Source organism: Nonomuraea sp. NPDC005983 (assembly GCF_040614375.1).
Lineage (GTDB): Bacteria > Actinomycetota > Actinomycetes > Streptosporangiales > Streptosporangiaceae > Nonomuraea.
The window spans coordinates 65909-84121 of the sequence record NZ_JBEXUP010000011.1 but is presented as its reverse complement, the minus strand read 5'-3'; the positions used below and the strand labels follow the sequence as shown (position 1 = coordinate 84121).

The 18213-nt window shown below is 70.4% G+C and carries 16 protein-coding genes; all 16 read right to left on the bottom strand.

Annotated elements, in window-relative coordinates; genetic code table 11:
* Positions 1-21: 21 nt before the first annotated feature.
* Complete coding sequence (locus ABZ297_RS08290) at positions 22-2211, bottom strand: bifunctional (p)ppGpp synthetase/guanosine-3',5'-bis(diphosphate) 3'-pyrophosphohydrolase (RefSeq protein WP_355341356.1); 2190 nt, start codon at positions 2209-2211, stop codon at positions 22-24.
* A 175-nt stretch (positions 2212-2386) separates the two neighbouring features.
* Positions 2387-2908, bottom strand: a complete 522-nt coding sequence (locus tag ABZ297_RS08285) for an adenine phosphoribosyltransferase (RefSeq protein ID WP_355341353.1) — start codon at positions 2906-2908, stop codon at positions 2387-2389.
* A 135-nt stretch (positions 2909-3043) separates the two neighbouring features.
* Positions 3044-4024, bottom strand: a complete 981-nt coding sequence (gene secF / locus ABZ297_RS08280; protein WP_355341350.1) for a protein translocase subunit SecF — start codon at positions 4022-4024, stop codon at positions 3044-3046.
* 1 nt (position 4025) lies between these two features.
* Positions 4026-5756, bottom strand: a complete 1731-nt coding sequence (gene secD, locus ABZ297_RS08275) for a protein translocase subunit SecD (RefSeq protein ID WP_355341346.1) — start codon at positions 5754-5756, stop codon at positions 4026-4028.
* Between the two features lie 91 nt (positions 5757-5847).
* Positions 5848-6249 (bottom strand): preprotein translocase subunit YajC, encoded by a 402-nt coding sequence (yajC, locus tag ABZ297_RS08270; protein ID WP_355341343.1) that lies wholly within the window; start codon positions 6247-6249, stop codon positions 5848-5850.
* 211 nt (positions 6250-6460) lie between these two features.
* Positions 6461-7492 carry a Holliday junction branch migration DNA helicase RuvB gene (gene ruvB, locus ABZ297_RS08265; RefSeq protein ID WP_355341340.1) on the bottom strand — a complete coding sequence of 344 codons (1032 nt, stop codon included), beginning with the start codon at positions 7490-7492 and terminating at the stop codon, positions 6461-6463.
* Between the two features lie 151 nt (positions 7493-7643).
* Complete coding sequence (gene ruvA / locus ABZ297_RS08260) at positions 7644-8264, bottom strand: Holliday junction branch migration protein RuvA (protein WP_355341337.1); 621 nt, start codon at positions 8262-8264, stop codon at positions 7644-7646.
* Positions 8261-8806: a crossover junction endodeoxyribonuclease RuvC gene (ruvC, locus tag ABZ297_RS08255; RefSeq protein WP_355341420.1), complete on the bottom strand. Its 546-nt coding sequence runs from the start codon at positions 8804-8806 to the stop codon at positions 8261-8263. Before ruvC ends, ruvA begins: the two co-directional genes overlap by 4 nt.
* Before the next feature lie 88 nt (positions 8807-8894).
* On the bottom strand, positions 8895-10052 hold the full coding sequence (locus ABZ297_RS08250) for a GNAT family N-acetyltransferase (protein WP_355341334.1): 1158 nt from the start codon (positions 10050-10052) through the stop codon (positions 8895-8897).
* A gap of 11 nt (positions 10053-10063) precedes the next feature.
* Complete coding sequence (locus ABZ297_RS08245) at positions 10064-11824, bottom strand: sugar ABC transporter permease (RefSeq protein WP_355341331.1); 1761 nt, start codon at positions 11822-11824, stop codon at positions 10064-10066.
* Between the two features lie 200 nt (positions 11825-12024).
* Positions 12025-12777 (bottom strand): YebC/PmpR family DNA-binding transcriptional regulator, encoded by a 753-nt coding sequence (locus tag ABZ297_RS08240; RefSeq protein ID WP_355341328.1) that lies wholly within the window; start codon positions 12775-12777, stop codon positions 12025-12027.
* A 3-nt stretch (positions 12778-12780) separates the two neighbouring features.
* Positions 12781-13365: a pyridoxal 5'-phosphate synthase glutaminase subunit PdxT gene (gene pdxT / locus ABZ297_RS08235; protein ID WP_355341325.1), complete on the bottom strand. Its 585-nt coding sequence runs from the start codon at positions 13363-13365 to the stop codon at positions 12781-12783.
* 64 nt (positions 13366-13429) lie between these two features.
* Positions 13430-14641 (bottom strand): MFS transporter, encoded by a 1212-nt coding sequence (locus tag ABZ297_RS08230; RefSeq protein ID WP_355341322.1) that lies wholly within the window; start codon positions 14639-14641, stop codon positions 13430-13432.
* 22 nt (positions 14642-14663) lie between these two features.
* Positions 14664-15086, bottom strand: coding sequence for a MarR family transcriptional regulator (locus ABZ297_RS08225; protein ID WP_355341319.1), 423 nt, complete (start codon positions 15084-15086; stop codon positions 14664-14666).
* A gap of 228 nt (positions 15087-15314) precedes the next feature.
* The gene (locus ABZ297_RS08220) at positions 15315-17021 is read right to left on the bottom strand and encodes an alkaline phosphatase D family protein (protein ID WP_355341316.1); all 1707 of its coding nucleotides are present in this window, start codon (positions 17019-17021) and stop codon (positions 15315-15317) included.
* A 185-nt stretch (positions 17022-17206) separates the two neighbouring features.
* Positions 17207-18184: a pyridoxal 5'-phosphate synthase lyase subunit PdxS gene (gene pdxS, locus ABZ297_RS08215; RefSeq protein WP_355341314.1), complete on the bottom strand. Its 978-nt coding sequence runs from the start codon at positions 18182-18184 to the stop codon at positions 17207-17209.
* Positions 18185-18213 lie beyond the last annotated feature (29 nt).

The following is an 18213-nucleotide window of genomic DNA, read 5'->3' as shown; positions in this document are numbered from 1 at the left end:
CGCCTGCGCCGAGGGCCCGGCTCAGCTGCCCGCGCCGCTGACGCGGTACACGTCGAACACGCCCTGAATGCTGCGCACGGCCTTCAGCACGTGACCGAGATGCTTCGGGTCGCCCATCTCGAAGGTGAACTTGCTGATCGCCACCCGGTCGCGCGAGGTCGTGACGGACGCGCTCAGGATGTTCACGTGCTGGTCGGAGAGCGTGCGGGTGACGTCGGAGAGCAACCTCGGCCGGTCGAGCGCCTCGACCTGGATCGCCACCAGGAACACGCTGTCGTCGCCGGGCGACCAGCTCACCTCGACCAGCCGGTCGGGCTGCTCCTTGAGCTGCTGGACGTTGGTGCAGTCGGCCCGGTGCACCGACACGCCGTGCCCGCGCGTGACGAATCCGACGATCTCGTCGCCCGGAACCGGCGTGCAGCACTTGGACAGCCGCACCCACACGTCGGCGTCGCCCGCCGCCACCACGCCGGCGCCGCCGCCCCTGGGACGGCCGCGCAGCCGCGTCGGCAGCGACGTCTCGGCGATGTCCTCCTCGGCGCTGTCAACGCCCCCGATGGACGCCACCAGCTTCTGCACGACCGACTGGGCGGCGATGTGGCCCTCTCCGACGGCCGCGTACAGCGCCGACACGTCGGGGTAGCGCAGGTCGCGGGCGAGCGCCAGCAGCGATTCGCCCGACATGAGCCGCTGCAACGGCAGGCCCTGCTTGCGCATCGCCCTGCCGATGGCCTCCTTGCCCGCCTCGATCGCCGTCTCGCGGCGCTCCTTCGAGAACCACTGGCGGATCTTGTTGCGGGCGCGCCCGGACTTGACGAACTTCAGCCAGTCGCGCGACGGGCCCGCGTCGGGCGACTTGGAGGTGAAGATCTCCACCGTGTCGCCGTTGCCCAGCCGCGACTCCAGCGGCACCAGCCGGCCGTTGACCCGCGCGCCGATACAGCGGTGACCGACCTCGGTGTGCACGGCGTACGCGAAGTCGACCGGGGTCGCCCCCTCGGGCAGCGCGACCACCTGGCCGCGCGGCGTGAACACGTACACCTCGGAGACCGACAGGTCGAAGCGGAGGGACTCGAGGAACTCGCCCGGGTCGGCGGTCTCCTTCTGCCAGTCGAGCAGCTGACGCAGCCAGGCCATGTCGCTGCCCGGCTTGACCTTGCCCGCAGCGCTGGGGGCGCCGACCTCCTCCTTGTACTTCCAGTGCGCGGCCACGCCGTACTCGGCCCGGTGGTGCATCGCGTGCGTGCGGATCTGCAGCTCGACCGGCTTGCCCTCGGGACCTATCACCGTGGTGTGCAGCGACTGGTACATGTTGAACTTGGGCATCGCGATGTAGTCCTTGAACCTGCCCGGCACCGGGTTCCACCGCGCGTGGATCGTGCCCAGGGCGGCGTAGCAGTCGCGGACGCTGTCGACCAGGACCCGGATGCCCACCAGGTCGTAGATGTCGTCGAAGGCGACGTCGCGGGCGATCATCTTCTGGTACACCGAGTAGTAGTGCTTCGGCCGGCCCTTGACCACCGCGCGGATCCTCGCCTCGCGCAGGTCGCCGGAGACCTTCTCGATGACCTCCTGCAGGAACAGGTCGCGGCGCGGGGCCCGCTCCGACACCATGCGCGCGATCTCGTCGTAGCGCTTGGGGTAGAGCATGGCGAAGGCGAGGTCTTCCAGCTCCCACTTGATCGTGTTCATGCCCAGCCGGTGCGCCAGCGGCGCGAAGATCTCCAGCGTCTCGCGCGACTTCTGGTGCCGTTTGTGCTCGGGCAGGTAACGCATGGTGCGCATGTTGTGCAGCCGGTCGGCCAGCTTGATGATCAGCACGCGGATGTCGCGCGACATGGCGACGACCATCTTGCGGACGGTCTCGGCCTGCGCGGCGTCGCCGAACTTCACCTTGTCGAGCTTGGTGACACCGTCGACCAGCGACCCGATCGTGTCGCCGAAGTCGGAGCGCAGCTCCTCCAGGCCGTAGGCGGTGTCCTCGACCGTGTCGTGCAGCAGCGCCGCGCACAGGGTCTCGTCGTCGGTGCCGAGCTCGGCCAGGATCGTCGCCACGGCCAGCGGGTGGGTGATGTACGGGTCGCCGCTCTTCCGCTTCTGGTCGCGATGGTGGTAGGCGGCGACGTCGTAGGCACGCTCGATGAGGCGCAGGTCGGCCTTGGGATGGGTGGCGCGGACGGTCCTGAACAATGGCTCGAGCACCGGGTTCATGGCCCCACCCCCAAAGCGCCGTCGACGCACCGCGGGCGCACCGGAGGCAGGCTCGGCGTTGCCTGCCTCGGTTACGTCGGGCGCTACCACATCACGGGGCACACAGACTCCTTACGTTCGAGTCCAGGCCCTCCAGTGTATCCAGGCAGCAAACCCGGAGTTCCGCGGGACCGGCTCAGACGATCACCAGGGAGCGGGTGTCGACCCCCTGGAGGCGCTCGCGCCCCTTGAGGAAGGCCAGCTCCATCAGCACGGCGACGCCGACCACCTGGGCTCCGGCCCGCCGCAACAGCTCCACGGTCGCCTCGGCGGTGCCGCCCGTGGCCAGCACGTCGTCGACGACGAGGACGCGGTCGCCGGGTGCGAACGCGTCGCGGTGCACCTCGATCGTCGCGGAGCCGTATTCCAGATCGTAGGACTCTTCAAGGGTTTCGGCCGGCAGTTTGCCCTTCTTCCGTACCGGGACGAACCCCGCTCCCGCCTGGTACGCCACGGGCGCGGCCAGGATGAAGCCGCGCGCCTCGATCCCGACGATCTTGTCAACCTCGAACAGCCCTGCCAACTCGTCGACGACGGCCGCGAAGGCGCGGGTGTCGCCCAGCAACGGGGTGATGTCCTTGAACAACACTCCTGGCTGGGGGTAGTCGGGAACGTCGCGGATGTGTTCCAGGATCATCGTGCTCAACTCAGTCATCACGTCACTCCTTCAGCAATCAACGTGGCAGCAAACAACGCGGGGTCCATCATGGCCCATCGCGCGCACTCCCTGCGCCCGGCAGCACGACGCCTCCGCCCCGGCAGGGACGGAGGCGTCGGTCGCGCCTGAGGCGCGTCAGCCCTTGGCCACCGCGGCGCTCTTGGAGCCCTTGCCGGTCGTGGCCTGGAGCCTGCGGGCGATCGCCTGGTACTTCGGCTCGCGCTCCTTCAGCGTCACCAGCAGCGGCGTGGCCACGCACAGCGACGAGTAGGTGCCGACGATCATGCCGACGAACAGGGCCAGCGACAGGTCCTTCAGGGTGCCCGCGCCCAGCAGCGTGGTGCCGATGAACAGGATCGCCGCCACCGGCAGGATCGCGACGAGCGAGGTGTTCAGCGACCTGATCAGCGTGTGGTTCAGCGCGTTGTTGGCCGCCATCGAGTACGTCTGCTTGGACGTCGTGCCGAGCTTGGCCGTGACTTCCTTGATCATGTCGAACACCACGACCGCGTCGTAGAGCGAGTAACCCAGGATGGTCAGGAAGCCCAGCAGCGTGGCCGGGGTGACCTCGAAGCCCGACCAGGCGTAGATGCCCGCGGTGATGATGAGGTCGTGGAGGAGCGCGACGATGGCGGCCAGCGCCATCTTCGGCTCGAACGCCATCGACAGGTACAGGATGATCGCGAGCATGAAGACGCCCAGACCGATCCAGGCCTTCTTGGACACCTCACCGCCCCAGGACGCCCCGATCGACTGGATGTCGACCTGGCTCGCCGGCACGCTGTACTCCTTGGCGATGGAGTTCTGCACCTTGCTGAGGTCGACCTCGGCGAGGGTCTCGGTGGTGACCCGCCAGCGGCTGCCCGCGCTCTGCACGATCGGCTGGTGCACGCCCTGGTCGAGGAAGTCGGTACGGATCTGCTCGACCGTGGCCGACGGGGCCTGGAAGGAGAAGACCGAGCCGCCCTTGAACTCGACGCCCAGGTTGAGCCCGTTGATCAGCAGACCTGCCAGCGACACGATCAGCAGCAGGCCGGACAGGCTGTACCAGAGCCTCCACTTGCCGACGAAGTCAACGTTGATCTCGCCGCGGTAGAGGCGACGCGCCAGTCCCATCTCAGGCCTCCTGCGGGGTGGTCGTGCGGCCGCCGGCGGCTGCCGAGTCGGCGCTCATGCGTTCGGCGTCGATGCCGGACAGCGGGTGCCCCTTGGCGAAGAACTTCACCCTCGCCAGCAGCGCGATGAACGGCTTCGTGAACAGGAACACCACCACGACGTCGATCAGGGTGGTCAGGCCCATCGCGAAGGCGAACCCGGCCACACCGCCGACGGCGAGCACATAGAGCACGATCGCGGCGATGAACATGACGGCGTCGGCGATCAGGATCGTGCGCCGGGCACGGACCCAGGCCACCTCGACGGCCGCGCGGAGCGAGCGCCGCCCTTCCTTCATCTCGTCGCGTATGCGTTCGAAGTAGACGATGAAGGAGTCGGCGGTGATGCCGATCGAGACCACCAGGCCGATGATGTGCGGCAGCGACAGCCGGAAGTTGGCGTTGTGGCCGAGGACGACCACCGCCGTGTAGGTGAGGACGGAGGCCACCACCAGGCTCAGCACGGCCACGACGCCCAGACCGCGGTAGTACAGCAGCGAGTAGATGACCACCAGGGCCAGGCCGATGACGCCGGCGATCAGGCCGCCCCTCAGCTGGTCCTGGCCGAGGGTCGAGGAGACCGTCTCGACGGAGCTGCGCTGGAACTTCAGCGGCAGCGCGCCGTACTTGAGCTGGTCGGCCAGCTCGTTGGCGCTCTGCTGGGTGAATCCGCCGGTGATCTCGGCGCGGCCGCCGGGGATCGGGCCGAGGATGTTCGGGGCGGTGATCACGACGCCGTCGAGGACGACCGCGACCTTGTTGCGCGGCTCCTGGGAGTTGAAGGCGGCCGAGCTGAGCTTGCTCCACTCGGTGGCGCCCTTGCTCTTGAAGTCGAGCTGGACGAGCCACTCGGGGCTGCCCTGGCGCACGCCCGCGGAGGCCGTGTCGATGTCGGTGCCGACGACCTTGGCCACGTCGAGCACGTACTTGATGCTGCCGTCGGTCTCACAGGCGGCGATCTGCTTGTTCGGATCGTCCTGGACGCCCTGGCCGCGCTGCTTCGGGTCGGTGCAGTTGAGCTTCTTGAACTGCTCCAGCACGGCGGGGTCGATGCCGTCGGGGTTGATGCCGGCGTTCGGGTCCTCGGCGGGCTGCGACGGCTGCGTGGTGGGCGTCGGCGTCGCCTTCTGGCCCTTGCTTCCGTCCTTGGCCGGCTTCTGCTGCTTCTGCTCGGTCTTCTGCTCTGTGGCCGACGGGGTCGGCGTCGGCGCGGTCAGCGCGGACGACAGCGCCTTGCCGGTGGGCGAGGCGCTGGGCTGCGGAGCTCCGGCGGACTGGGACGTGGACGGCTTCGGCTGGCCCGACTGCGACGGCGACGTGCTCGGCTTGGGCGCCTCGGTGGTGAGCTGCTGCGGAGCCTGCGTGGCCTGCATCGCGAGCACCTGGCGGAAGCGGAGCTCCGCAGTGGTGCCGACCAGCTTGATGACCTCCTCCTGACCGGCGCCAGGTACGGAGATGATGATGTTGTCGCCGGACTTGGCGACCTCCGCGTCGGAGATGCCGGTGCCGTTGACCCGATCACGGATGATGCTCACCGCGCGGTCGAGGATCTCCTCGGGCGGCGGGGCGCCGTTCTGGGTCACGGGCGAGAGGGTCACCGTCGTACCGCCGGCGAGGTCGAGCCCCAGCTTGGGCGTGAACGCCTTCTGCAGGAACATCGTCCCGCCCAGGGCGAGGATGAGCGCCAGAAGCACCAGGAGCGTTCGCCCTGGCTTGCTGTGGCGGCTGGTCGGTCGGGCCACTGGTCGTCAGTTCTTTCAGATAGGAGTTTGTCGCAGAGCCTAGTCAGGACTGCTTCGAGTTCGAGCCCTGGTCGCCGTTGCGCTCCACGCTGGCCCCGGTCTCGTCGTGCGAGGTGTCGTCCTTGTCGTCCTTGTCCACGTCCTTGGCCTCATCGGCCTCGGGCTCCGCCGGAGCGTCACCCGGGGTGACGACACGGCCGATGGCGGCCTTCACCCAGCGCGTCTCGATCCCAGGGGCGACCTCGAGGATGACGTCCTCATTGTCCACCGCCACCACGGTGCCGAACAGGCCCGTCGTCGTCATGACGCGTGCGCCGGGCGTCAGCGAGTTCTGCATCTGAGCCGCCTCCTGCTGACGCTTGCGCTGAGGACGGATCAGCAAGAAGTAGAACACCACTACCAGGAGAATCAGCGGCAGGATGCTTCCGAGTTGTCCCATGTCCATGAGAGCGACCTTCCATAGCCGTACAAGAAGTTGACACCGGCCCCGCGCCGGAAATTCCGTGCGTTGCGTCGGGCCGCGCCGCTCAGCCCCGTCAGCCTACACAGCCAGCCAAGCCACGGAGTGTAGGCCGTTGTTGCGAAACGCGGCAACGAGGCAGCGGTTCGGCGCGCGGGGAAGTTCCCGATTCGAAACGGTTGCAACCGTTCTGTAATCAGTCGAAAAGCGCCGCTCCGAACGCATCTGGGGGCGGCGTCATGCCGAGATGTGCCCAGGCCGCGGCGGTGGCAACCCGGCCGCGCGGGGTTCGGGCGAGCAGCCCCTGACGCACCAGGAACGGCTCGGCGACCACCTCCACCGTCTCGGGCTCCTCCCCCACCGCCACGGCGAGGGTCGACAGCCCCACGGGGCCGCCGCCGAACTTGCGCAGCAGCACGCCGAGCACCGCCCGGTCGAGCCGGTCGAGCCCTTCGGCGTCGACTTCGTAAAGGTTCAGCGCGGCGGCGGTGATGTCGCGGTCGATCACGCCGTCGGCCCGTACGTCGGCGAAGTCGCGCACCCGGCGCAGCAGCCGGTTGGCGATGCGGGGCGTGCCGCGCGAGCGCCTGGCGATCTCGTGCGCGCCTTCCCCGGGCAGGGGCACGCCGAGCAGCCTGGCCGACCGATAGAGCACCTGTTCGAGCTCTTCGACCTGGTAGAAGTCCATGTGGGCGGTGAAGCCGAAGCGGTCGCGCAGCGGCGCGGGCAGCAGCCCCGCCCGGGTGGTGGCGCCGACCAGCGTGAAGGGCGCGATGTCGAGCGGGATGGCGGTGGCGCCCGGCCCCTTGCCCACCACGATGTCGACCCGGAAGTCCTCCATGGCGAGGTAGAGCATCTCTTCTGCGGGGCGGGCCATGCGGTGGATCTCGTCGATGAACAGCACCTCGCCCTCGGCCAGCGTCGACAGGATGGCCGCAAGGTCGCCGGCCCGCTCAAGGGCGGGGCCGGAGGTGATCCGGAGCGGCGCGCTCAGCTCGGCCGCGATGATCATAGCCAGGGTGGTCTTGCCGAGCCCGGGGGAACCGCTCATCAGCACGTGATCGGGTGGACGGTTGCGGCGCAGCGCGCTCTCCAGCACCAGTGACAGCTGCTCCCGCACCCGCCCCTGGCCGATGAACTCGCTGAGCTTCTTCGGCCGCAGCGCCGCCTCGATCTGCAGCTCGTCGCCCTCGGCGTCGGGCGACACCAGATCCCGTTCGAAACTCACGTCCGCACTCCCACCCGCTCGCAGCCCGAAGCCGGCGGTGCCGCCACACCCGGCTCGCCCGCCACAGCCGTCGCACCAGTCTCCCCCACCCGCCGGCCCGCCGGCGCCCGGCCGAGCGGGGCCTGCCACCGGGCCGCCGCGGCGGTGGGCGTCATCGGATGCTCAGGGTGCGGAGGGCGGCCTTCAGCAGGGCGGCCACCTGGGGCTGGCGGCCCTCCGCCAAGTCCGCGTCGGCGTCGGCTTCGACGGCGGCGACGGCCTCGTCGGCGTCCTTGGCCGAGTAGCCGAGCCCCACCAGGCCGGAGTGGACCTGGTCACGCCACAGCGCCGCGCGGCGCCGGCCGTTCAGGGCGGCGTCGACCGCCTCCTCCGGGGTGCCGAGGCGGTCCTTGAGCTCCAGGACGATGCGCTGGGCGCCCTTCTGGCCGATGCCCGGCACCTGGGTGAGGGCCTTGAGATCGGCGCTCGCCACCGCCACACGCAGCGCGTTCGGCGAGTGGACGGCGAGCATCGCCAGCGCCAGCTTGGGGCCGACGCCGCTGGCCGTCTGCAGGAGCTCGAAGACGGCGCGTTCGTCGTCGGTGGCGAAGCCGTACAGGGTGAGCGACTCCTCACGCACCACGAGGGAGGTGGCCAGCCGCGCCTCCTCGCCCGTTCTGAGCGCCGCCAGCGTGCCGGGCGTGCAGTGGGTGAGGATGCCCACCCCGCCCACCTCGATCACCGCTCCGTCGGGGGCGATCGCCGCCACGCGGCCGGTCACCGACGCGATCACAGCGCCACGTCCTTTCGTGTCGTACGGCCCTGCCGCGCCCTGGCCAGGGCCTCGGCGAGGCGGTTCTGGGTGCCGCCGCGCCAGACGTGGCAGATGGCCAGCGCCAGCGCGTCGGCGGCGTCGGCGGGCTTGGGCATCTCGGCGAGCCGCAGCAGCCTGGTGACCATCGTGCCGACCTGCTTCTTGTCGGCGGTGCCGCTACCGGTGATGGCGGCCTTGACCTCGGACGGCGTGTGCAGCGCGACCGGCAGCCCGCGCCTGGCCGCGCAGAGCACGGCGATGCCCGCCGCCTGCGCGGTGCCCATCACGGTGCGGACGTTGTGCTGGCTGAACACCCGCTCGACCGCGACCGCGTCGGGCCGCACCTCGTCGAGCCACTGCTCGATGCCGGCCTCGATGCCGACCAGCCGCGCGCCCAGCTCCTCGTCGGCGCCGGTGCGCACCACGCCGACGGCCACCAGCGACAGCGGCACCCCGGGACGCCCCTCGACCGCCCCGAGGCCGCATCTGGTCAGCCCGGGATCGACGCCCATCACCCGCACCGGCCCCGCCTCTCCCCGCGCCACGCGAACATCTGTTCGGCACGAGACTCTACCCCGGCTGACGTGCCCGCGCACCGGAAAACGCCCGTCAGAAGTACTCGAGCATGTACGGCTTGGCGGCGAAGGCGGTATCGAGGCTCTCGTCGTGCCGGTCGTCGCCCGTCATGAGCCCGGCGCCGCGCAGCGTGGCCGTCGGGACGCCGGCGTACAGCGCCGAGAAGCCGTTCACGGTGAGCCTGGGGCCTTCGGCGGACGTCCTTGAGCCGGCGGCCGTGGCCGTGCCGGAGCCGCCCGACACCTCGAGCCGCCAGAGCCCCGTGTTGCCCGGCCGCAGCGGGTCGTCCACCTCGGCCACCGCGTCGAGGGTGACGCCCTGGGGATAGCCCCTGCGCTGGACGGCCGCCGCCACGTCGGTCACCCTGAACATCCACCGGGTGCCGGTGAGGTGGTCCGTGGACCGCTCCCGCAGCAGCCACAGGACGGGGTCGTCGGGAGCGACGGCGGCGACGACCTTGGTGGCGACCGTCGAGGAGGTGCCGACCAGCGCCCACAGCGCCCTGGCGGTGTCCGCGGAGCCGGCGACGAGGTTGCCGACCTCGATGTCGCCGCCGTCCCAGCGGTAGATGAGATAGCCGTCGTCGGCGAGGTAGAGGAAGTCGTCGGGCCGGCCGAGCCAGGTGCGCAAGGTGGGCTCGTCCCAGGAGACCGGGCCTGAGGCGCGGGACGCGCCGTGCACGCGGTGCAGCACGGAGATGACCTCGGCGGCGTCGTCGGGGCCCATCCGGCGCAGCTTCACCTGGCCGGACGTCCTGATCGTGCGCAGCGCCTCCGGCTGGAGCGTGACATGGAGCCGGGCTCCGGCGTGCTCGTAGCCGACCGAGCGGTAGATGGGCGTGGTGGCCGGATACAGGACGGAGACGGCGTCGCCCAGGGCGGCGGCGCGCTCGACCACCGCCCGCATGATCTGGGTGCCGACGCCGCGACCGCGGTCTTCCGGGTTGACGGCGACTCCCGCGACCCCGGTCATCGGCTGCGGCCTGCCGTGCCACCACTGGGTGAACGGGCGCAGGCGCGCGGAGGCGGCGAGCCTGCCGCCGTCGAAGGCGCCGAGGTAGCGGCCCTCCGGCAGGGTTTTCACCATGCTGCGCCAGAGCTCCGCCTCGGGGGCCGGCAACAGGCCGAAGGAGCGCTTGCGGATGTCCAGGACGGCGTCGAGGTCGTCGGGGGTGATGTCGCGAATTTCCACGAGCACCTAACCTACGCAGCGGCCCGGGCGGAACGCGAGCCGTTCCCCGCCGTGATGGCGAGCCTGTCGAGGTAGAGCAGCTGCGCCGCCACCGTGGCGGCCAGGGCGACGACGACGACCACGAGCGGGGTGGCGACGCCGACGTCCGGGGACGCCTGCCGGAAGCCCATGAGCTGCTGCATCAGGGAGACCGGCGCGGTGGCCAGGTCGTGCTCCTGGGCGGCCAGCAGGGGCCAGAGCAGGTCCTGGCCGTTCATCAGGGCGACCGCTCCGGCCAGGATGCCCGCCATGGGCAGCGAGCGCAGGACGACTCCGGACAGGAAGTCTCTGTCGGTGCGCTCCGCCAGGCCTTTGCAGAGCAGGGTCAGCACGAGCATCGCGGGCACCGACACCAGGAGCGGCGGGATGAGCGCGAGGAAGGTGTCGACGAGGCCCATGCCGCGCAGCATCTGCCAGTCGGCGAGGCTGAGCGGGCCGAACCCGGCGAACAGCCAGGGCGCGAAGGGCAGCAGGAGCCACTCGCTGTGCCGTCCCAGCGGACGCAGCCCGCCGATGCCGAGCGCCGCCAGGTAGGCGGTGCCGACGGAGATCAGGGCGCCGATCACGGCGGGCACCCAGGTGTTGACCTGGGTGCGCAGCGTCGAGGGCGCGCCGGTGACCGGCTGCTTCGCGGCGAACAGGGCCGACAGCCACGGCCACGCCAGCAGCAGCGCGACCACGGCCACCACGCCCAGCGCCGCCACCCCGACCAGCACGTTCCCGGTGCTCACCCGCCGCGCGGAGGGCTGAGGAGCCGGTGGGGCGTCCGCCGGCGCGGAGACCTGCCCGTGCGCGGGCGAGGACGCCGAGCCGGCCTGCTCGAACGCGCCCGCCTGCCCAGGCACGAGCGGCGGGGCCGCCTGTCCGTAAGCGGGCTGCGCGACTCGGGAGCCCGGGTCGGGCGCCGGGCGCGGCGTGAGGGTGATGCGCAGGCCGCTCACGGCCGCGACGATCGTGGCGACGACTCCCAGGACGCCGACCAGCACCCCGGAGGCGGTCGCCATGGCGGCTCCCAGGCCGAGCTTGAAGTCACGGAACGCCAGGGAGTACTGGAGGCTCGCCACGGTGTCGGTAGAGCCGTTGGGGCCGCCCTGGGTCATCGCCAGGCCCACCGAGAAGGCCTGCAGCGCCACGGCGAGGGTCGCCAGGACGAGGAGCGCGCCGACGGCGAGCACGGACGCCGTCACGGTGCCGCCCCTGAGCGTGGGCAGGAACGCTGTCACCGCCAGCGCGCACAGCACGCCGAACGTGGCCGCCGCGATGACGAGCCTGAGCGCGCCCGGCGCGGTCGCCGGGTCGCGCAGCCCCTCGGCCAGCACGACCACCCCCGAGGCGTCAGGACGCAGCCCCTGGAGCCAGGCTGCCGCGACCGCCACCGGGGAGAAGGTGACGATCGCCAGCGACAGCACGATCCGTCCGGCGCGTCTGGGCCAGGCGCCGGCCCTGTCGAGCGCCAGCGCGAGCAGTGGCCCCACCACCACGGTCACCAGCAGGGGCGCGAGCGAGAGCGAGAGCGAGAAGCCGAGCGCGCGCCAGAACGCGGCGTCGCCCACGAGCTGCCCGTAGTTGTCGAGCCCCACGAACCTGCTCGGCCCGGCGATCCTGCCCGTCTCGAAGCTGAGCACGATCGTCTGGACGGTCGGGATGATCAGCGTGATCAGGGCACCGACGAGGGCCGGCAACGCCAGCAGCCAGCCGAGGGCGCGGGAGGGAGTCTGGGTCGGGGAGGTCACGACGCGACACCCTACGCGGACACCGCCCCGCCCGCCACGCCGACCTCAGGACCGCTCCACGAGCTCCGCCCGCACGCCATCGGCGAGCCGGGGCCCGCACGGACAGCCGTTGGACGCCGGGCTTTCGCGGGTCGGCACCTGTGCGGCAGGGCCGTGGACAGCCGAAAGGGCCCGCCGTGGCGGGCCCCGCAGAGAGCGGCTCAGGCCTCGAGCTTCTCCATGATGTCGTCGGAGACGTCGAAGTTGGCGAACACGTTCTGCACGTCGTCGCTGTCCTCGAGCGCGTCGATGAGGCGGAACACCTTTTTGGCGCCCTCCTCGTCGAGCGGGACGCTCATCGTCGGCAGGAAGCTCGACTCGGCCGAGTCGTAGTCGATGCCGGACTCCTGCAACGCCTTGCGCACCGGCACCAGGTCGCCGGCCTCGGACACGACCTCGAAGGAGTCGCCGAGGTCGTTGACCTCCTCGGCGCCCGCCTCGAGGACCGCCATCAGGACGGTGTCCTCGTCGAGGCCGTTCTTGGGGACGATCACGACGCCCTTGCGGTTGAACATGTACGACACCGACCCGGGGTCGGCCAGCGAGCCGCCGTTGCGGGTCAGCGCGACCCGCACCTCGGAGGCCGCGCGGTTGCGGTTGTCGGTGAGGCACTCGATCAGCACCGCGACGCCGCCGGGCGCGTAGCCCTCGTACATGATGGTCTGCCAGTCGGCCCCACCGGCCTCCAGACCGCCGCCGCGCTTACGGGCCCGCTCGATGTTGTCGTTGGGCACCGAGTTCTTCTTGGCCTTGAAGATGGCGTCGAAGAGGGTGGGGTTGGCGTCAGGGTCGGGGCCGCCGGTCCGGGCCGCCACTTCGATGTTCTTGATGAGCTTCGCGAACAGCTTGCCGCGCTTGGCGTCGAGCGCGGCCTTCTTGTGCTTCGTCGTCGCCCATTTGGAGTGGCCGGACATTACCTAGAGCTCCCTCACCATGTCTACGAAGTATCGGTGCACGCGAGTGTCCCCGGTCAGCTCGGGGTGGAACGAGGTCGCGAGCAACGGCCCTTGGCGGACCGCGACGATCCTATCCCCCGGCTCGGCCCTGCCCAGCACTTCGACGTCAGAGCCGACGGATTCCACCCACGGCGCGCGGATGAAGACGGCGTGCACGGGCGCGCCGGCGAAGTCGAGGTCGGCCTCGAACGAGTGGATCTGGCGGCCGAAGGCGTTGCGCCTGACCACCATGTCGATGCCGCCGACGGTCTGCTGACCTGCGGCGCCGTCCTCGATCCTGTCGGCCAGCATGATCATGCCGGCGCAGGAGCCGTAGGCGGGCATGCCGTCCTTGACGCGCATGCGCAGCGGTTCGAGCATGTCGAAGGTGTCGGCGAGCTTCCACATCGTGGTCGACTCGCCGCCGGGGATGACCAGCCCGTCGACCGCCTCCAGTTCGGCCGGCCTGCGCACGGCGGTGGCCGACGCGCCTGCTTCCTGGAGCATGCGCACATGCTCGCGCACATCTCCCTGGAGAGCGAGTACACCGATCGTGGGCACGGTCATCCTTCCGTCATGGTCCGGGTTCAGTTCATTCAACACCACGACGGCCGTCGGTCTTCCAACGGGATCAGGCTGCGGCGGCGTCCGCGAGGGTGTGGTCGAGGTCCACCCTGGACAAGGAGCGCAGGTGGTGGCGCCTGCCGTACAGGACGCCCATGCCGATCACGCAACAGGCCGCGCCGACGACGTACGGGACGGCGACGGCGATCTCCTCGCCCAGCTTGGTGGCGATGAACGGGGCGAGCGCGCCGCCCATCCAGCGGACGAAGTTGTACCCGGCGGAGGCGACGGGCCTGGGCGCGTCGGACACCTCCATGGCCGACTCGGTGAAGACGGTGTTGTTCAGCCCGATCGGGATGCCGGACAGGATGGTGCAGACGATGATCCCGGTGTGGATCCCGGCCTGCCCCGACACGGCGATGCCGATCTGCAGGACGGCGAGCAGGGCCAGCGCGAGGTGCAGGACGTTGACCGAGCCGATCCTGCGCTGTAGCGGCGGCGCGGCGAACACCGACGACAGCGCCACGCAGACGCCCCAGCCGAAGAACACCGAGCCGATGCCGTACGGCGTCATGTGCAGGATGAACGGGGTGAACGCGAGGATGGTGAAGAACGCGAAGTTGTAGAACAGCGCGGTGAAGGCCGTGGTCGACAGGCCGCCGTGGGCCAGGGCCCGGATGGGGGCGCTGAGCCTGGTCTTCACGTCCGGCCTGGGGGTGGTCTTGAGCAGCGTGACGATGAGGACGAAACCGACGGCCATCAGCGTGGCGGTGCCGAAGAACGGCGCCCGCCAGTTCCAGTCGCCGAGCAGCGCCCCGACCAGCGGGCCGGCCGAGATGCCCAGGCCGAGGGCGGCCTCGTACAGGATGATGGCGGACTCGGCGCCGCCGCTGGCCGCGCCGACGATGACGGCCAGCGCGGTCGCCACGAACAGCGCGTTGCCCAGCCCCCAGCCGGCGCGGAACCCGACGAGCTCGCCGACGCTGGTGGACGTGCCCGCGAGCGCGGCGAAGACGATGACCAGGGCGAGACCGACGAGCAGGGTCCGCTTGCCGCCGATGCGGCTGGAGACCCAGCCGGTGATCAGCATGGCCACCGCGGTCACCAGGAAGTAGCTGGTGAACAGCAGCGACACCTGGCTGGGGGTCGCCTTCAGCCCCTGCGCGATGGAGGGCAGGATCGGGTCGACGAGACCGATGCCCATGAAGGCGACGACCGCGGCGAACGCGGTGGCCCAGACGGACATCGGCTGGCGAAGAAGTCCGCCACCGGATGACATGGTGCTCCTTTCGGGGGTGGTTTCAGGTACGGCCCAGCTTCGCCAGGACCGGCAGGGCGGCCGCCAGCGTCGCGCGTTCCTCTTCGGTGAGCGCCGACAGTTCCCTGCTCAGGCGGGTGATCCTGGCCTGCCGCACGGCGCGGAGCCTGTCGCGGCCCTCGCTGGTGAGCTCGACCGTCCTGACGCGGGCGTCGGCGGGGTCGGTGCCGCGTGCCACCAGGCCCGCTTCCTCCAGCCGGTTGATCTGCACGGTCATGGTCGGGAGCTGGACGGCGTGCTCCTCGGCCAGCTCGGTCATCCTGCGGGCGCCCTGTTCGAGGGAGCCGAGGACGCCGTACTGCTGGCTGGTGACGGGCTGGCCCGCCACCGTCCGCCGCAGCAGGAGGACCAGGTGGCGCAGGACCGTGGAGACCTGGCCGGCAAGTTCGGTGGGGTCGGGGCTCATGGTAAGCCAGACTAACTTAGCCTGGCTAATATTCCAAGCCGAAAAGAGCGGCACCGCTGAGGTACCGCTCTTTTCGGGGAGGGTGGAGATACAGGCGGCACCGCTGAGGGACCAGCCTTCGGAGGTGGGGGTGGGCGGCACGCTCGGGTGCCGCCGGCGGGCGGGAGCCGGGTGAGTCGGCGGGCCGCCGGGGCCGCGCCTGGCTGTGGGCGGCGCGGCCCTGGCGGGTCAGGGGCGCTCGGTTTCCAGGCGGACCGTCTCGTCGACCGTCATCCCGCGCTCGGCCGTGATCGACGGCGGGAGCGGGCGCAGGTAGGTCTGCTGGACGCCGGGCACCTGGTCCTCGACGACGAAGGTGGCCCGGGTGTACACCTCCGCCCCCGGCTGGCGAACCTGCGGCACCACCTTGAAGTCGGCGGTGATCAGGTCGCGCTCGATCTTCGTCAGGACGTAGCCGCGCTGGTTGTTGTAGAACTTCAGGTGCGGGTTGATCTTCAGGAACGGGTGCGTGGCCGGGTCGGAGTCGGCGCCGTCACCGCCCGTGCTGATCGAGGTGGCCACCAGCTCCGACCCGACCGACGGCCCCGTCGGGTCGTCGTAGTCGAGCTTCAGGTCGCTGGCCCAGTGCGCGTGGACGTCACCGGTCAGCACCACCGCGTTGCGGACCTTGGCGTCGATCCAGCCCTGGGTGATCCGCTTGCGGGAGGCGACGTAGCCGTCCCAGGCGTCCTGGCTGGTCACCTTGGCCGGCCCGGCGTTGTTGTCGCGCTGGGCGAAGAACACCTGCTGGCCGAGGATGTCCCACTGGGCGCGCGACTCGTGGAAGCCGTCGATCAGCCACGCCTCCTGCTCGGCGCCGGTGATCGACCGCTTCGGGTCCACCGACGCGGGGCAGTCCTTGTAGCCGTCGCCGCAGCCCTGGTCGTCGCGGTACTGGCGGGTGTCGAGCATGTGGAAGTTCGCCAGGCGCCCCCAGCGGATGCGCCGGTAGAGCTGCATGTCGATGCCGCGCGGAATGGAGGTGCGCCGCAGCGGCATGTTCTCGAAGTAGGCCCGGAAGGCCGCCTCGCGGCGCTGGAGGAAGGTCGGCTGGTCCTCGGCGTGCTCGGGGATCTCGTCGGCCCAGTTGTTGTCGACCTCGTGGTCGTCGAAGACGACGAGCCAGGGCGAGGCGGCGTGCGCGGCCTGCAGGTCGGGGTCGACCTTGTACTGGGAGTGCCGCTGGCGGTAGTTGGCCAGCGTGACGGTCTCGGGCCCCAGATGGTCGCGGACGTTGCCGCCGGGGATCGTGTAGGTGTTCTTGGTGTACTCGTACTGGTAGTCGCCCAGGTGCAGGATCAGGTCCGGGTGCTCCTCGGCCAGACGGCGGTAGGAGGTGAAGTAGCCGTGCTCGTACTGGGCGCAGGAGACGAACGCCATCGCCAGCCCGCTGCCGTAAGCGAGCGGGTGCGGCGCGGTGCGCGTCCTGCCCACGGGCGAGATGTACGGGCCGACGCGGAAGCGGTACCAGTACTCGCGATCGGAGCTGAGGTTCTCGACCTCGACGTGGACGCTGTGCCCCCACTCGGGCGCGGCGACGGTCACGCCCGCGCGCACCACCCGGCGGCAGGTCTCGTCCGCGTAGATGTGCCACTGGACGTTGAAGGGCCGCTGGGGCATGCCGCCGAGGCCGTCGTCGGCCAGCGGCTCCTGCGCCAGGCGGGTCCACAGCACGAAGCCGTCGTGGGAGGGGTCACCGGAGGCGACGCCCAGGGTGAACGGGTCGGTGCGCAGGCCGCGCGAGGCCAGGCCCTGCGCCGTCTCGGCCGCCGGGTCCGCTGTTGGGCCCGCTGTGGGATCCGTCGTGGGGTCGGCGTGCGCGGTGCCGGGGAGGGCCGCGGCGGCGCCTGCCGCTAAGCCGGTGACGAGGAAGTGCCTGCGGTTGAGCTGGGACACGGGGCCTCCTGAGGACGATCAAGGGTGGAGGGACGCCCGTAGCTTTACTCAAGATCATGACTCTACAGTGAACAGCAAACAACGAAAAAGGCGACATCCTTCGCAGAAGTCGCCTTTTTCGTAAAATTCCGCCATCAACCGCGACGCTTGCCAGGCACCCGACGGGCGTCCGGTCGCGCCGGTTCCTACCAGCCGCGCTCGGCGAGCCGGTGCGGCTGCGGGATCTCGTCGACGTTGATGCCGACCATGGCCTCGCCCAGGCCGCGCGAGACCTTGGCGATGACGTCGGGGTCATCGTGGAACGTGGTGGCCTTGACGATGGCGGCGGCGCGCTTGGCCGGGTCGCCGGACTTGAAGATGCCGGAGCCGACGAAGACGCCCTCGGCGCCGAGCTGCATCATCATCGCGGCGTCGGCCGGGGTGGCGATGCCGCCCGCGGTGAACAGCACGACGGGCAGCTTGCCGCTCTTGGCGACCTCGGCGACCAGCTCGTACGGGGCCTGCAGCTCCTTGGCGGCGACGTACAGCTCGTCCTCGGGCAGCGAGCCGAGACGCTTGATCTCGGCGCGGATCGTGCGCATGTGCGTGACGGCGTTGGAGACGTCGCCGGTGCCGGCCTCGCCCTTGGAGCGGATCATGGCCGCGCCCTCGGTGATGCGGCGCAGCGCCTCGCCGAGGTTGGTCGCGCCGCACACGAACGGCACGGTGAACTGCCACTTGTCGATGTGGTTGGCGTAGTCGGCGGGGGTGAGCACCTCGGACTCGTCGACGTAGTCGACGCCGAGCGCCTGCAGGACGCGGGCCTCGACGAAGTGCCCGATGCGGGCCTTGGCCATGACGGGGATCGAGACGGCCGAGATGATGCCGTCGATCATGTCGGGGTCGCTCATCCGGGACACGCCGCCCTGCGCGCGGATGTCGGCGGGCACGCGCTCCAGGGCCATCACGGCCACCGCGCCGGCGTCTTCGGCGATCTTGGCCTGCTCGGGGGTGACGACGTCCATGATGACGCCGCCCTTGAGCATCTCGGCCATGCCGCGCTTGACACGGGCGGTTCCGGTGACGGGGGTGTTCTCTGGCGTGCTGGACACGGTCTTCCTCACAACGGCGAACGGTAAGTTACCAAACCCATGGTAGGTCCTGATGGACCCATCCCCCGACATGCCACGATGTCAGGATTCTTCGCAGTTTT

Excerpts from the sequence above, each read along its gene's own strand:
- ABZ297_RS08290 (WP_355341356.1), bottom strand. The coding sequence starts at position 2,211 with ATGAACCCGGTGCTCGAGCCATTGTTCAGGACCGTCCGCGCCACCCAT.
- secF (WP_355341350.1), bottom strand. The coding sequence starts at position 4,024 with ATGGGACTGGCGCGTCGCCTCTACCGCGGCGAGATCAACGTTGACTTC.
- yajC (WP_355341343.1), bottom strand. The coding sequence starts at position 6,249 with ATGGACATGGGACAACTCGGAAGCATCCTGCCGCTGATTCTCCTGGTA.
- ABZ297_RS08240 (WP_355341328.1), bottom strand. The coding sequence starts at position 12,777 with ATGTCCGGCCACTCCAAATGGGCGACGACGAAGCACAAGAAGGCCGCG.
- pdxT (WP_355341325.1), bottom strand. The coding sequence starts at position 13,365 with ATGACCGTGCCCACGATCGGTGTACTCGCTCTCCAGGGAGATGTGCGC.
- ABZ297_RS08230 (WP_355341322.1), bottom strand. The coding sequence starts at position 14,641 with ATGTCATCCGGTGGCGGACTTCTTCGCCAGCCGATGTCCGTCTGGGCC.
- ABZ297_RS08225 (WP_355341319.1), bottom strand. The coding sequence starts at position 15,086 with ATGAGCCCCGACCCCACCGAACTTGCCGGCCAGGTCTCCACGGTCCTG.
- pdxS (WP_355341314.1), bottom strand. The coding sequence starts at position 18,184 with ATGTCGGGGGATGGGTCCATCAGGACCTACCATGGGTTTGGTAACTTA.